This is a genomic window from Mycobacterium tuberculosis complex sp. N0072 (assembly GCF_030323725.1).
Classification (GTDB): domain Bacteria; phylum Actinomycetota; class Actinomycetes; order Mycobacteriales; family Mycobacteriaceae; genus Mycobacterium; species Mycobacterium tuberculosis.
The window spans coordinates 4,138,855-4,153,003 of sequence record NZ_CP040689.1; the positions used below are offsets into that span (position 1 = coordinate 4,138,855).

A 14,149-nucleotide genomic window follows, 5' to 3' on the forward strand; every position below is an offset into this window, starting at 1 on the left:
CCTGTGTGCGGGCCGCAATCGCGGCGAAGGCGCTGGGGCGTGGGTGAATTGCCTAACAACCCTCGAGTGCGGACACGCATATAGCCTCCGTCGAAATTGGCCTATAGGCGTTCCTTGACCGCCGCCGACAAGCGTGCGCCGTCGGCTTTCCCGGCGGCGATCACGGTGGCCGCCTTCATTACCAGACCCATCTGTTTCATGCTGGGCCGATGCCCGAGTTCTTCGGCCACCTCGGCTATGGCGGTGTCGGCGACATCGGCCAGTTCCCCCTCGGTGAGCGGCGTCGGGAGGTACTCGTCAATGATCCGTGCCTCGGCATGCTCGGTGGCGGCGAGCTCACCGCGGCCGTTTTGGGTGTAGATCTCCGCCGCCTCACCACGCTTGCGCGATTCCCTGGCCAACACCTTGATCACCTCGTCGTCGGAGAGCTCTCTTGCCTGCTTGCCAGAGACCTCCTCGGTCTGGATCGCGGCCAGCAGCATGCGTATGGTCGCGGTCCGCAGCTTGTCCTGCGTCTTCATCGCTTGGGTCAGGTCTGACCGAAGCTGGGATTTAAGTTCCGCCATTGCACAAACGCTACGCGCCGCAACGCCCGAAACCCGACACTGAGACCTACATTGAGAAATGCACCGACCGCCGACAGGATGGAGGCCATGACGAACGACGACAGCTGCTGCGTCCGGTGAGCATGCTGCCGCCTGGCTACCCGGTTGAACCACCGCCCGTGGCGCCGGGATATGCGCCGGCCGGATATCCGCCCTACCCCGCTACACCACCCGGGTACGGCCCGCCGGGTTATGGTGCGCCGCCCAGCTATGGCCCCCCGCCTGGCTATGGTCCACCCCTCGGCTACCCCGCCGCACCGCCCGGCTGCGGCCCACCGCCCGGCTATGGCCCACCGCTCGGCTATGGCCCACCGCTCGCCCCGGGCGCGGTCAAACCAGGAATAATCCCGCTGCGGCCGTTGACCTTGAGCGATATCTTCAACGGCGCGGTCGGCTACATCCGCGCTAACCCGAAGGCGACGCTGGGATTGACCGCCATGGTCGTGGTGACCCTGCAAATCATCTCACTGGTGGCCCTATTTGGCCCCATGACCGCCTTCGGTGACATCGTGACCGGGGAGCCCGACGAGCTGACCGGCGCGGTGGTGGGCGGTTGGTCAGCGTCATTCGGCGCCAGTCTCCTGGTCAGCTGGCTAGCGGGTGTGCTGCTCAGCGGCATGCTCACCGTCATCGTCGGGCGGGCCGTGTTCGGTTCGCCGATCACCGTCGGCGAGGCGTGGGCCAAGGTTCGCGGTCGCCTGCTCGCGTTGTTCGGCCTGGCACTGCTGGAAGCAGCCGGCGTGGTGGCGGTGCTCGGGCTGGCGGTCGTCATACTTTCCGGGGTCGCGGCGGCGGCCAACGAGGCAGCGGCGGCCCTCCTCGGCTTCCCGCTGCTGCTCGTGGTTGGGGTGTCGCTGGCCTATTTGTATGTCGTCCTGCTGTTCGCACCCGTGCTGATCGTGCTGGAGAGGCTGCCCATCGTCGAGGCGATCACCAGATCCTTTGCGCTCGTGCGTCATGGCTTCTGGCGGGTCCTGGGCATCCGCCTGCTGACGGTGCTGGTGGTGGGCGTAGTTGGTAATGCGATCGCGGCTCCTTTCATGATCGTCGGCGAGATAGTGACGGCCGTCACAGCGTCCGACGGGTCAGTCACCATGCGGCTCGTCGGCGCTACGCTCTCGGCCATCGGAGTGACGATCGGCCAGATTGTCACCGCGCCGTTCAGCGCCGGAGTTGTCGTGCTGTTATACACCGACCGCCGTATCCGTGCCGAGGCCTTCGACCTGGTATTGCAGACCGGCTTAGAAGCCGGCCCCGCCGGCGGGCCCGCCCCGGTGGAGTCCACCGACAACCTATGGCTCACGCGGCCTTTCTAAAGGGAGTTAGTGAGGACAGGCTGACAGTGCCCTCCATCGACATCGACCGCGAAGCCGCACACCAAGCCGCACAACGCGAGCTCGACAAACCGATCTACCCCAAAGACTCCCTGACCAAGGAACTCACCGACTGGATCGACGAGCAGCTGTACCGGATTTTGGAGAAGGGATCCTCGATACCTGGCGGTTGGTTCACCATCACCGTGCTGCTCATCTTGCTGATGATCGCGGTGACCGCCGCCGTCCAGATCGCACGGCGCACCATGCGCACCAACCGCGGCGGTGACTACCAGTTGTTCGACGCCGGCCAATTGACCGCAGCCCAGCATCGCTCCACGGCTGAAAGCTATGCCGCCGAGGGTAATTGGGCTGCGGCGATCCGCCACCGGCTACAAGCCGTGGCTCGCGAGTTGGAGGAGACCGGCATGCTCAACCCGGCTGCCGGGCGCACCGCCAACGAGCTGGCCAGCGATGCGGGCGAGGTTTTACCGCATCTGGCAGGGGAATTGACGCAGGCGGCAACCGCTTTCAACGACGTCACCTACGGCGAGCGGCCCGGAACCCAAGGCGCCTACCAAATGATCGCCGACCTCGATGACCATCTGCGGTCCCGTTCACCGGCCGTCGTATCTGCAGTGCAGCACCCGGCCGTGTTCGACTCGTGGGCGCAGGTCCGGTGATTCCCACACGTCTCGCAACCGTGCGCCGCCGACGGCCGTGGCGCGGGGTGTTGCTCACGCTGGCCGCAGTCGCCGTCGTGGCCTCGATCGGCACCTATTTGACGGCGCCACGGCCTGGAGGCGCCATGGCCCCCGCGTCCACCAGCTCGACGGGGGGCCACGCGCTGGCGACGCTGCTTGGCAACCACGGCGTCGAGGTTGTCGTGGCCGACTCCATCGCCGATGTCGAAGCCGCGGCACGCCCCGACTCGCTGCTGTTGGTGGCGCAGACGCAGTATCTAGTCGACAACGCACTGCTGGATCGGCTGGCGAAAGCCCCCGGTGACCTGTTGCTGGTGGCACCCACCTCACGAACTCGTACGGCGCTGACGCCGCAACTGCGCATCGCGGCCGCCAGCCCATTCAACAGTCAGCCGAATTGTACGCTGCGGGAAGCTAATCGGGCAGGATCGGTGCAGTGGGGGCCCAGTGACACCTACCAGGCCACCGGCGACCTGGTGTTGACCAGCTGTTACGGCGGGGCATTGGTCCGCTTTCGTGCTGAGGGCCGAACCATCACGGTGGTTGGCAGCAGCAACTTCATGACCAACGGCGGCCTGCTGCCGGCCGGCAATGCCGCACTGGCCATGAACCTCGCGGGCAACCGGCCTCGTCTCGTCTGGTACGCGCCCGACCACATTGAGGGGGAAATGTCTTCTCCGTCATCTCTTTCCGACCTGATTCCGGAGAACGTGCACTGGACCATCTGGCAATTGTGGCTGGTGGTGCTCTTGGTGGCACTCTGGAAAGGCCGGCGGATCGGTCCACTGGTGGCCGAGGAGTTACCCGTTGTGATCCGCGCGTCGGAGACTGTCGAGGGTCGCGGTCGGTTGTACCGATCCCGTCGGGCGCGTGATCGCGCCGCGGACGCACTACGCACCGCGACGCTGCAACGCCTGCGGCCCCGACTTGGGGTGGGCGCAGGCGCGCCGGCGCCAGCAGTGGTGACAACCATAGCGCAGCGCAGCAAAGCTGACCCGCCGTTTGTTGCCTACCATTTATTCGGCCCGGCACCGGCCACCGACAATGACCTGTTACAACTTGCCCGTGCGCTCGACGACATCGAAAGGCAGGTCACCCACTCGTGACACAGTCCGCGTCCAACCCGCAAGCTCCTCCCACCCAAACCCCTGGCGCTGAATTGCCCGGCTATCCCCCGCAAGCGGGTGGTGCCCCTACAGCGGCCCCTTCCGGGCCGCATCCTCACCGGGCTGAAGCAGAATCGGCACGTGATGCATTGCTGGCATTACGCGCCGAGGTCGCCAAGGCCGTCGTCGGACAGGACGGGGTGATCAGCGGCCTGGTGATCGCTCTGTTGTGCCGTGGGCACGTGCTCCTGGAAGGTGTTCCAGGAGTGGCGAAGACGCTGATTGTCCGCGCTATGTCCGCCGCTTTGCAACTGGAGTTCAAGCGGGTGCAGTTCACCCCTGACCTGATGCCAGGCGACGTCACCGGTTCACTGGTCTACGATGCCCACACCGCCGAGTTCGTGTTCCGGCCGGGCCCGGTGTTCACCAATTTGCTGCTGGCCGATGAGATCAACCGCACCCCACCCAAGACGCAGGCCGCGCTGCTCGAGGCGATGGAAGAGCGTCAAGTCAGTGTGGAGGGTGAGCCTAAGCCGCTGCCCAACCCGTTCATCGTCGCCGCGACGCAGAACCCGATCGAATACGAGGGCACCTATCAGTTGCCCGAAGCCCAACTGGATCGTTTCCTGCTGAAACTGAATGTGACACTGCCGGCACGCGATTCCGAGATCGCCATCCTTGACCGGCACGCGCACGGGTTCGACCCGCGCGATCTATCCGCGATCAATCCGGTGGCCGGGCCGGCCGAGCTGGCGGCTGGCCGCGAGGCGGTGCGCCACGTGCTGGTCGCTAATGAGGTGCTGGGCTACATCGTCGACATCGTCGGGGCCACCCGCTCCTCGCCCGCACTACAGCTCGGTGTGTCGCCGCGTGGGGCAACCGCCCTGCTGGGCACCGCCCGGTCCTGGGCGTGGCTGTCCGGGCGCGATTACGTCACCCCCGACGACGTGAAGGCGATGGCCCGACCGACGCTACGCCACCGGGTGATGCTACGCCCGGAAGCCGAGCTGGAAGGCGCCACACCCGACGGCGTTCTCGACGGAATTCTGGCCTCGGTTCCGGTGCCCCGCTAGTGATCCGTGTGATCGGCGCCGGCGACGATGCAGTGGGGGCACCACCCGCTTGCGGGGGACGAAGCGATGGGGTGGGGGTACGCCCCCACAAGTGGGAGGTACCCCCACCCGCTTGCGGGGGAGAGCGGCGCAGATGATCCTAACCGGACGCACCGGCTTGCTGGCCCTGATCTGCGTCCTGCCGATAGCGCTGTCCCCTTGGCCGGCAAGGGCTTTCGTGATGTTGCTGGTGGCGCTTGCGGTAGCGGTGACCGTGGACACCCTGCTAGCGGCCAGCACCCGTAAGTTGCGCTTTACCCGCTCGCCGTATACCTCCGCCCGGCTCGGGCAGCCCGTGGACGCGAGCCTGCTGCTCTGCAATGGGGGCCGCCGCCGGTTCCGCGGCCAGGTTCGTGACGCCTGGCCGCCCAGTGCCCGTGCGCAGCCGCACACCCACGATGTCGACGTGGCTGCCGGGCAGCGCCAGCAGGTGCACACCGCACTGCGGCCAGTTCGGCGTGGGGACCAGCGCGCAGCAATGGTCACGGCCCGTTCGATCGGACCACTGGGGTTGGCGGGACGGCAGAGTTCACAGTCGGTGCCCGGCTTGGTCCGGGTGCTGCCGCCGTTCCTGTCTCGCAAGCACCTGCCGTCGAGGCTGGCCAAGCTGCGGGAGATCGACGGGCTGTTACCCACGTTGATACGCGGCCAAGGCACCGAATTCGATTCGCTGCGCGAGTATGTCGTCGGCGACGACGTCCGCTCGATCGATTGGCGCGCGAGCGCACGCCGCGCCGATGTCATGGTCCGCACCTGGCGGCCCGAACGGGACCGCCGAGTCGTCATCGTGCTCGACACCGGACGCATGGCGGCGGGGCGGGTCGGTGTCGACCCGACCGCCGCCGATCCCGCCGGGTGGCCGCGGCTGGACTGGTCCATGGATGCCGCACTGCTGTTGGCGGCACTGGCGTCACGAGCCGGCGACCATGTCGACTTCCTGGCCCACGACCGGATCAGCCGCGCCGGCGTGTTTGGCGCCTCGCGTAGCGAACTGCTTGCCCAACTGGTCGATGCCATGGCCCCGCTGCGACCGGCGCTTATCGAATCCGACTGGCATGCAATGATTGCCACCATCTTGCGGCGCACCCGGAGGCGATCGCTGGTGGTGCTGCTGACCGACCTCAACGCGACCGCTCTCGACGAGGGCCTGTTGCCGGTGCTGCCGCAGTTGTCGGCCCGACACCATGTGCTGGTCGCCGCGGTTGCCGACCCGCGCGTCGATCAACTGGCCGCCGGGCGGTCCGACGCGGCAGCGGTGTACGACGCTGCGGCTGCGGAGCGCGCCCGCAACGACCGGCGTGCGATCGCGTCACAACTGCGCCGAGGCGGGGTAGATGTCATCGACGCTCCTCCCGCCGAAATCGCACCCGGACTTGCGGATCGCTACCTGGCGATGAAAGCGACCGGCCGCCTCTAATTTCCGACCTCCATTGTGAAATGTGCGACGCCAGCGCGGCGTGTCGTGTCGCGAGTTTCACTCTCGGGGGAGTTCAGCCGGTCGGGACCACGTCGGGCGCGTCCTCCATGTCGCCGGTCTCCCCGGCTTGCGCGGCACGACGACCGAAGTAGCCGATGTAGGACAGAAACACCGCCTCGGCGATGATCCCGACGGCGATCCGAACAAACGTCGGCAACGGCGACGGTGTCACCACCGCCTCGATCAGACCTGCGACCAGAAACACACCCACCAAGCCCACCGCGACCGACACGACACCACGTCCTTGCTCGGCGAGGACCTGTCCGCGCGGGCGGTTGCCTGCAGATATCACCGACCACCCCAGCCGCATCCCAATCGCCGCGGCGAGAAAGACGGCCGTCAGCTCCAGCAGCCCGTGCGGAAGAAGCAGGCCCAGCAGGAAATCGCCCTTCCCCGCCTGGAACATCAGCCCGGCGATCAGTCCGACGTTGGCGGCGTTATCGAAGAGCACCAGCGGTATCGGCAGCCCCAGCACAACAGACATCGCGATGCACGTGGTAGCCACCCAGGAGTTGTTCACCCAGACCTGCAGAGCGAACGACGCGGCCGGGTGCTCGCTGTAATAGGACTGGACGTCATGGCTGACCAATTCGTCTATCTCAGTGGGCGTCCCGATCGCGGACTGCACCTCGTGACTGCCGGCCACCCAGAACCCGATCAGCACCACGACGGCGAAAAACGCCACCGCAGTCGCCAGCCACCACCGCCAGGTACGGTAGGCCACGACCGGGAACGACACTGTCCAGAACCGAATGAACGTACGGGTCAGCGGTGCGTGCGCGCCTGTGACCGCGGACCGAGCCCGCGCGACTAGACTCGACAGCCGACCGGTCATCAACTGGTCCGACGAAGCCGATCTGAGCATCGACAGATGCGTGGACACACGCTGATATAGCTCGACGAGTTCGTCGATTTCGGCTCCGCTCAGTGAATGGCGCTTCTTGATCAAGTGGTCGAGCCGGTCCCACGTGCCGCGGTTGGTCAGCAAGAACGCGTCGACGTCCACCCTGCGCAGCCTACCTAAGCCGCCGAGCGTGAGCGGTGGCCAATGCCGAGTGCAGCAGAGCACCGCACCAAAGCCCGTAGCGTTTGTTGGTATGTCGGAGGTGGTGACCGGCGACGCCGTGGTGCTCGACGTACAGATCGCCCAGTTGCCGGTGCGCGCGGTCAGCGCGGTCATCGATATCACCATAATATTCATCGGCTACATCCTCGGTCTGATGCTGTGGGCGACCGCCCTGACCCAGTTCGACGAAGCCTTGACCACCGCATTCCTGATCATCTTCACGGTGCTGGCGCTGGTCGGCTATCCCCTGGTCTGGGAAACCGCAACGCGGGGCCGATCAGTGGGGAAGATCGTGATGGGTCTGCGGGTGGTGTCAGACGACGGTGGCCCGGAGCGGTTCCGGCAGGCGCTGTTTCGCGCGTTAGCGTCGGTGGTGGAGATCTGGATGCTGCTCGGGAGCCCCGCCGTGATCTGCAGCATGTTGTCGCCAAAAGCCAAGCGAGTCGGCGACGTCTTCGCGGGCACGGTCGTTGTCAGCGAACGTGGTCCGCGGTTGGGGCCGCCGCCGGTGATGCCACCGTCGCTGGCCTGGTGGGCGTCGTCGCTGCAATTGTCTGGGCTTACCGCCGGCCAAGCCGAGGTTGCACGTCAATTTCTGGTGCGGGCACCGCAACTCGATCCTGCGCTACGCGAGCAGATGGCCTACCGGATCGCCGGTGATGTGGTTGCCCGCATCGCTCCGCCGCCGCCACCCGGAGTTCCACCACAGTTGGTCCTGGCCGCCGTCCTCGCCGAACGACACCGGCGTGAACTGTTGCGACTGCGTCCCACGCTGCCTCCCGCAGGACAGGCGCCATGGGCCCAAATGGCGCCTCATCGGGGTTGGCCGCCCGGTTTGTCCGGCGCCACGCCGTGGTCTCCTCAGCAGCCGGTGATCCCCTGGCCGGAGCCAGATCCGCCACCGCAAGCCGCTCCCTGGCCGCAGCAGGCGCCGGACGGCCCGGGATTCTCGCCGCCGGGCTAGCAGCTAGTCTTCGCTGCGCCGGATCCCCCGAGCGTGCGGACATGTTCAGGCGCACAGCGAAAGCTAGGACACGTCAACCCAATCCAGGGTCCGCTGCACCGCCTTGCGCCAGCCGGCATAACCCGCGGCACGCTCGTCGTCGTCCCACGTCGGTGTCCACCGCTTGTCCTCTCGCCAGTTGGCCCGCAGATCGGACGGAGCCGCCCAGAACCCGACCGCCAAGCCCGCCGCGTAGGCCGCACCTAGTGCGGTGGTCTCGGCGACCACCGGCCGCACCACATCCACACCCAACACGTCGGCCTGGATCTGCATACACAGGTCGTTGCCGGTGATCCCGCCATCCACCTTCAACACCTGCAGGCGAACACCGGAGTCTGCTTCCATGGCGTCCACCACATCGCGGCTCTGGTAGCAGATCGCCTCCAGCGTTGCGCGCGCCAGGTGCGCGTTGGTGTTGAACCGCGACAACCCGACGATCGCGCCGCGCGCATCGGACCGCCAGTATGGCGCGAACAGCCCGGAAAACGCCGGCACGAAATACATGCCGCCGTTGTCGGGGACCTGGCGGGCCAGCGCCTCACTCTGTGCGGCGCCGCTGATGATGCCCAGCTGATCGCGTAGCCACTGCACCGCCGAGCCGGTCACCGCGATCGAACCTTCAAGCGCGTACACGGGTTTAGCGTTCCCGAATTGGTAGCACACCGTGGTTAGCAGGCCGTTATTCGATCGCACGATCGTTTCACCGGTGTTCAGCAGCAGAAAATTGCCGGTCCCATAGGTGTTTTTCGCCTCCCCTGGGGCCAGACAGACTTGACCGACCATGGCCGCATGCTGATCACCGAGAACTCCGGTGATCGGCACCTCACCGCCGACAGGCCCGGTCGCCAGCGTGACACCGTAAGGCTCCGACGGCGCCGACGATGCGATCTCGGGCAGCATGGCCCGAGGTATCGAAAACAACGACAACAGCTCGTCGTCCCAGTCCAGCGTCTCTAGATCCATCAACATGGTCCGGCTGGCGTTGGTTACATCGGTGACATGCACACCCCCCCCGCGGCCCGCCGGTCAGATTCCACAACACCCAGGTGTCCGGTGTGCCGAACAATGCGTCGCCGTTCTCGGCGGCCGCGCGGACTCCATCGACATTTTCCAGGATCCACTGCAGCTTGCCGCCAGAGAAATAAGTTGCCGGCGGCAGGCCCGCCTTGCGGCGGATCAGGTTTCCACGACCGTCTCGATCCAGCGCCGACGCGATGCGGTCGGTGCGGGTATCCTGCCATACAATCGCGTTGTAGTAGGGCCGTCCGGTGTGCCGATTCCATACCAGCGTCGTCTCACGTTGGTTGGTAATCCCCAACGCGGCAATATCTTTCGGCGATAGGTTGGTGGCGTTGAGCACCGAGATCAACACCGACGCGGTGCGCTCCCAGATCTCGACCGGGTTGTGCTCCACCCAGCCGGCCCGGGGCAGGATCTGCTCGTGCTCGAGCTGGTGGCGGGCCACCTCGGCACCGTGGTGATCGAAGATCATGCAGCGGGTGCTGGTGGTGCCCTGGTCGATGGCGGCTATGAAATCCGAGGACTCGGCCAATTGCTCTCCTAGGATGGCGTCGGACACTGCATGTAATCGTCCATGATGGTCCACCGCAGCGGCGGGTCCGACGCCGTCAGCCGGAGAAGGGGTCGCGAATTCTAATGCCCTCGAACTTGCGGAAGTCGCGGTCGTGACTCCAGATCGTGGCGATGCCGTGATGGCGCATGAGCGCGACGAGGTGGGCGTCGGGAACCAGATTGCCTCGCGGCTTGACCGGGTCGGCTACTCGCCGATAGACGGGCCAGAATCCGTTGGCCTCGCCGACCTGCCGCACGTGCGGTCGTGAGGTGAATTGCTCGATGTTTTCGACGGCGACCTCAGGCGCCAGCGGCGCACCCAACAACGTCGGATGGGTGACAACCCGTAGATAACCCAGCGCGACGGGCCACAATAGATATACCAGCCCTGGCCCAGCCAGGAATCGCTCAACGAGCGTCTTCGCCTTATCGTGAAACGGGCTGGCTCGGTGCGTCGCATGGACCAGAACATCGACGTCAAAGGTTTCGCTCACCCACGGTCCAAAATCGCCCAAACAGCGTCCTTGTCGTCAAGATCCACACGGGGCCGCAAGTCGGCAGTCGACCAGCGGATGTCAACGTTTGGAGGAGGCTCGGCCGCCAGAGCTTGCGCAAGCAATTCGGAGGCGAGCTGCCCTAACGTTTTGCGCTCCTCGCGCTGGCGTCGTTTCAACGCCCGCAGTATGTCGTCATCGAGGTCGATCGTAGTGCGCATACATCAGATGCTAACTCGATATGCATCTGATGCGAACGATCTCACCCTTCTTGCGCTGCCGGCACGAAACCTGTTGCATCAGCAATGTGGGCGAAGAGGTAACGCGCACCACATATAGCCGCGAACATCAGCGCGAGTACCGGCGCAAGGTGCGGCTGTGCTTGGACGTCTTCGAGACCATGCTTGCGCAGACCAGGTTCGAGGCCGACCGGCCACTCACCGGCATGGAGATCGAATGCAACCTCGTCGACGCCGACTACCAGCCGGCCATGTCGAACCGCTATGTGCTGGATGCCATCGCCGACCCGGCGTACCAGACCGAATTAGGCGCTTACAACATCGAATTCAATGTTCCGCCTCGCCCGCTACCGGGACGCACTTGCCTAGAGCTGGAGGACGAAGTCCGCGCCAGCCTCAACGATGCCGAGACCAAGGCCAGCTGCAGCGGAGCTCACATCGTGATGATCGGCATCTTGCCCACACTGATGCCAGAGCATCTGACCGACGGCTGGATGAGCGCATCAGCGCGTTATGCGGCTCTCAACGAGTCGATTTTCAAGGCCCGCGGCGAGGATATCCCCATCAACATCGCCGGCCCGGAACCGCTGAGCTGCCATGCCGGATCCATCGCACCCGAATCCGCTTGCACCAGTGTGCAATTACATTTGCAGCTAGCACCGGCGGATTTTCCGGCTAACTGGAATGCGGCTCAGGTACTGGCCGGACCGCAGTTAGCACTAGGTGCCAACTCGCCCTATTTCTTCGGCCACCAGCTGTGGTCGGAAACCCGCATCGAGCTGTTCACACAGTCCACTGATGCCCGTCCCGAGGAGCTGAAATCGCGAGGGGTGCGCCCCCGGGTATGGTTTGGCGAACGCTGGATCACCTCCGTCCTCGACTTGTTTCAGGAAAACATCCGCTACTTCCCCACCCTGCTACCCGAGGTGTCCGACGAGGACCCCCTCGCAGAGCTTTCGGCTGGACGCATCCCACACCTGTCCGAATTGCGGCTGCATAACGGCACGGTGTACCGGTGGAACCGGCCGGTGTACGACGTGGTCGACGGGCGCCCGCATCTGCGGCTGGAGAACCGGGTGCTACCCGCCGGGCCGACGGTCGTTGACATGCTGGCGAATCATGCCTTCTACTACGGCGCACTACGCGGTCTGTCCGAGGCCGACCCCCCATTGTGGACGCAGATGAATTTCGCTGCGGCACAAGCGAATTTCCTGGCAGCCGCCAGGTACGGCATGGACGCCCAGTTGGATTGGCCGGGCTTGGGCGAGGTGACGACGCGGGAGTTGGTGTTGGGCACGTTGTTGCCAATGGCACACGAGGGACTGCGGCGGTGGGGTGTCGACGCGGAGGTACGCGACCGGTTCCTGGGTGTCATCGGCGGTAGCGCCCAGACCGGCCGCAACGGCGCGCGCTGGCAGGTCGCCACCGTGGCGGCCCTACAAGACGGCGGGCTGACCCGGCCCGCGGCACTGGCTGAGATGCTGCGCCGGTACTGCGAGCACATGCACAGCAACGAACCCGTGCATACCTGGGACACGTAGTCCACGAGTAGGTTGGGAGCCATGACCGACGAGGTAATGGACTGGGACAGCGCCTACCGTGAGCAAGGCGCCTTCGAGGGGCCGCCGCCGTGGAACATCGGTGAACCCCAGCCTGAGCTGGCAACGCTGATCGCGGCCGGCAAGGTCCGCAGTGACGTGCTAGACGCCGGATGCGGATACGCCGAACTGTCATTGGCCCTTGCCGCCGACGGCTACACCGTGGTCGGCATCGACCTCACGCCCACCGCCGTCGCGGCTGCCACCAAGGCCGCTGAGGAGCGCGGTTTGACCACGGCCAGCTTCGTGCAGGCCGACATCACGGAGTTCGCGGCTTATCCAGCCGGCTCCGCCGGCCGCTTTTCCACGGTGATCGACAGCACCCTGTTTCATTCGCTGCCGGTGGACAGCCGCGACCGCTATCTGAGCTCGGTGCACCGCGCGGCGGCCCCGGGCGCCAGCTATTACGTGCTGGTCTTCGCCAAGGGCGCCTTCCCCGCCGAGCTGGAAGTCAAGCCAAACGAAGTCGACGAGGACGAGTTGCGTGCCGCGGTGAGCAAATACTGGAAGATCGACGAAATCCGGCCCGCCTTCATTCATGTCAATCCGGTCACGATTCCGCCCCAGCTGGCCGGAGCGCCAGTCGAATTCCCGCCATACGATCACGACAAGAAGGGTCGGGTGAAGTTCCCCGCCTATCTACTCACCGCCCACAAGGCCGGCTGAGGCTAACGTTCGCCGCTGGTCGCCGCGGTCGCCGCGACCAACGCCTCGGCGAAGGCGTCCAGGTCATCGGCGGTGTTGTCCACGTGCGGCGAGATCCGCAGCACCGGCGCCGGCAGTTCCAGCGGTGCCCGCTCCACTCCGGCGTAGGTGGTCACGATCCGCCGCTGCGAGAGCAACCAGGCCCGCACCGCTGCCGGGTCGGCGCCGTCGATCGGCGCCAGGGTGGTGATCGCGCTAGGCTCGTCGACCGCTTCGACCACCCGCCAACCGGACACATCGGCGAGTACGGTCCTGGCGATGTCGCCCAGCTCAGCCAAGCGTGCCCGAATAGCCTGCGGCCCGCACGCCAGATGCTCACCGAGTGCGACCGAAAACCCCACTCGCGCAGCTACATTGGCTTCGCCAAATCCGAGTTGTTGGGCCACTGTCAGCGGCGGCATCCAGTCTGGCGCGGGCAGCCTCGCACGTAACCGCTCCATCAGCTCAGGACGAACCGCCAGCACCCCAACTCCGCGGGGCCCGGCGATCCACTTGCGCGACGAGGCATACGTGACGTCGGCACCCACCGCACAATCCACGTGGCCCAGGCCCTGCGCGGCATCCACGACCAGCGGCAGTTTCAGCTCGGTGCACAGTTGCGCCACCATCGCCAGCGGCTGTGCGACGCCACGGTGGCTGGCCACCACGGTCAGGTGCACTAGGTCGGGCGGGTCGTCGGCCAACATGAAGGCCGCGTCGTCGAGCGCTACCCTGCCGTCCTGCAGAGTTGGTAACGGACGCACGTCGAAGCCATGGGCGGCCATCACAGCCAGGTTCGGCCCGTATTCGCCGGGCAAGCAAGCCAGCGTCCGGTTCTCCCCAGGCCAGCTGCCCAGCAGCAGATCCAACGCGTGCAGCGAGCCGGTGGTGAACACCACCTCGGCGTCGGGCAGGCCGCTCAGTGCGGCGACCGCCGCACGTCCGGCGTCGAGCACGGCGGCGGCGGCCTCAGCCGCGACATAACCGCCAACCTCGGCCTCGTGCCGCGCGTGCTGGGCTGCGGCGTCGAGTGCGGCGAAACTCTGGCGCGAACAGGCCGCGCTGTCCAGGTGTAGCCCCGCGACGGGCGGGCGCGCTGCCCGCCATCGGTCGGCCAGCGAATCGCCGGCGGGGCTGTTTGCGCCGCTTCTCCTCATCGCTTCGTCCTGCATCGTC

At 65.9% G+C, this 14,149-nt stretch carries 13 protein-coding genes and 2 pseudogenes; 9 read left to right on the forward strand and 6 right to left on the reverse strand.

From position 1 onward, the window contains the following. Positions 1-101: 101 nt before the first annotated feature. The gene (locus FF952_RS19410) at positions 102-566 is read right to left on the reverse strand and encodes a GatB/YqeY domain-containing protein (protein ID WP_003419765.1); all 465 of its coding nucleotides are present in this window, start codon (positions 564-566) and stop codon (positions 102-104) included. On the opposite strand from FF952_RS19410, the gene FF952_RS19415 reads away from it, so the two are divergent. The 6 genes and pseudogenes from FF952_RS19415 to FF952_RS19435 all read left to right on the forward strand — a co-directional run bounded on the left by FF952_RS19415 (position 566) and on the right by FF952_RS19435 (position 6,257). After that, on the forward strand, positions 566-1,921 hold the full coding sequence (locus FF952_RS19415) for a DUF7847 domain-containing protein (RefSeq protein ID WP_003419768.1): 1,356 nt from the start codon (positions 566-568) through the stop codon (positions 1,919-1,921). The genes FF952_RS19410 and FF952_RS19415 overlap by 1 nt on opposite strands. Positions 1,922-1,947: 26 nt before the next feature. Beyond that, positions 1,948-2,601, forward strand: a complete 654-nt coding sequence (locus FF952_RS19420; RefSeq protein WP_003419770.1) for a DUF4129 domain-containing protein — start codon at positions 1,948-1,950, stop codon at positions 2,599-2,601. Next, positions 2,583-3,728 carry a DUF4350 domain-containing protein gene (locus FF952_RS19425; protein WP_003899642.1) on the forward strand — a complete coding sequence of 382 codons (1,146 nt, stop codon included), beginning with the start codon at positions 2,583-2,585 and terminating at the stop codon, positions 3,726-3,728. Before FF952_RS19420 ends, FF952_RS19425 begins: the two co-directional genes overlap by 19 nt. Next, positions 3,725-4,801, forward strand: a complete 1,077-nt coding sequence (locus tag FF952_RS19430) for an AAA family ATPase (RefSeq protein ID WP_003905131.1) — start codon at positions 3,725-3,727, stop codon at positions 4,799-4,801. Before FF952_RS19425 ends, FF952_RS19430 begins: the two co-directional genes overlap by 4 nt. 8 nt (positions 4,802-4,809) lie before the next feature. Next, positions 4,810-4,881, forward strand: a pseudogene (locus tag FF952_RS21040) (hypothetical protein); the annotation flags it as partial. Positions 4,882-4,934: 53 nt separating this feature from the next. Beyond that, positions 4,935-6,257: a DUF58 domain-containing protein gene (locus FF952_RS19435; RefSeq protein ID WP_003419776.1), complete on the forward strand. Its 1,323-nt coding sequence runs from the start codon at positions 4,935-4,937 to the stop codon at positions 6,255-6,257. Positions 6,258-6,330: 73 nt separating this feature from the next. On the opposite strand, the gene FF952_RS19440 is transcribed toward FF952_RS19435, so the two are convergent. Beyond that, positions 6,331-7,323: a stage II sporulation protein M gene (locus tag FF952_RS19440; protein WP_003419778.1), complete on the reverse strand. Its 993-nt coding sequence runs from the start codon at positions 7,321-7,323 to the stop codon at positions 6,331-6,333. Positions 7,324-7,414: 91 nt separating this feature from the next. On the opposite strand from FF952_RS19440, the gene FF952_RS19445 reads away from it, so the two are divergent. Continuing rightward, positions 7,415-8,347, forward strand: a complete 933-nt coding sequence (locus tag FF952_RS19445; protein WP_003419780.1) for an RDD family protein — start codon at positions 7,415-7,417, stop codon at positions 8,345-8,347. A gap of 63 nt (positions 8,348-8,410) precedes the next feature. On the opposite strand, the pseudogene glpK reads toward FF952_RS19445, so the two are convergent. The 3 genes and pseudogenes from glpK to FF952_RS19460 all read right to left on the reverse strand — a co-directional run bounded on the left by glpK (position 8,411) and on the right by FF952_RS19460 (position 10,673). Next, a pseudogene (gene glpK, locus FF952_RS19450) lies at positions 8,411-9,965 on the reverse strand (glycerol kinase GlpK). Between the two features lie 49 nt (positions 9,966-10,014). Then, entirely contained in the window at positions 10,015-10,452 is a 438-nt protein-coding gene (locus FF952_RS19455) for a type II toxin-antitoxin system VapC family toxin (RefSeq protein WP_003899644.1), read from the reverse strand. Then, positions 10,449-10,673, reverse strand: a complete 225-nt coding sequence (locus tag FF952_RS19460) for an antitoxin VapB48 (protein ID WP_003419787.1) — start codon at positions 10,671-10,673, stop codon at positions 10,449-10,451. Before FF952_RS19460 ends, FF952_RS19455 begins: the two co-directional genes overlap by 4 nt. A gap of 86 nt (positions 10,674-10,759) precedes the next feature. Between FF952_RS19460 and FF952_RS19465 the strand changes: the two genes are divergently transcribed. Together FF952_RS19465 and FF952_RS19470 are read left to right on the forward strand one after the other, a co-directional pair. Beyond that, positions 10,760-12,232, forward strand: a complete 1,473-nt coding sequence (locus tag FF952_RS19465) for a glutamate-cysteine ligase family protein (protein ID WP_031654046.1) — start codon at positions 10,760-10,762, stop codon at positions 12,230-12,232. Between the two features lie 21 nt (positions 12,233-12,253). Further along, positions 12,254-12,955 carry a class I SAM-dependent methyltransferase gene (locus tag FF952_RS19470; protein ID WP_003905134.1) on the forward strand — a complete coding sequence of 234 codons (702 nt, stop codon included), beginning with the start codon at positions 12,254-12,256 and terminating at the stop codon, positions 12,953-12,955. A gap of 2 nt (positions 12,956-12,957) precedes the next feature. Here FF952_RS19470 and egtE read toward each other — a convergent pair whose 3' ends face one another. Beyond that, complete coding sequence (egtE, locus tag FF952_RS19475; RefSeq protein WP_003901701.1) at positions 12,958-14,130, reverse strand: ergothioneine biosynthesis PLP-dependent enzyme EgtE; 1,173 nt, start codon at positions 14,128-14,130, stop codon at positions 12,958-12,960. Positions 14,131-14,149 lie beyond the last annotated feature (19 nt).

What these genes read in the sequence shown, in the direction of transcription:
- FF952_RS19435 (WP_003419776.1), top strand. Translation starts at nt 4,935, where the DNA reads ATGATCCTAACCGGACGCACCGGCTTGCTGGCCCTGATCTGCGTCCTG.
- egtE (WP_003901701.1), bottom strand. Translation starts at nt 14,130, where the DNA reads ATGAGGAGAAGCGGCGCAAACAGCCCCGCCGGCGATTCGCTGGCCGAC.
- FF952_RS19470 (WP_003905134.1), top strand. Translation starts at nt 12,254, where the DNA reads ATGACCGACGAGGTAATGGACTGGGACAGCGCCTACCGTGAGCAAGGC.
- FF952_RS19445 (WP_003419780.1), top strand. Translation starts at nt 7,415, where the DNA reads ATGTCGGAGGTGGTGACCGGCGACGCCGTGGTGCTCGACGTACAGATC.
- FF952_RS19410 (WP_003419765.1), bottom strand. Translation starts at nt 566, where the DNA reads ATGGCGGAACTTAAATCCCAGCTTCGGTCAGACCTGACCCAAGCGATG.
- FF952_RS19460 (WP_003419787.1), bottom strand. Translation starts at nt 10,673, where the DNA reads ATGCGCACTACGATCGACCTCGATGACGACATACTGCGGGCGTTGAAA.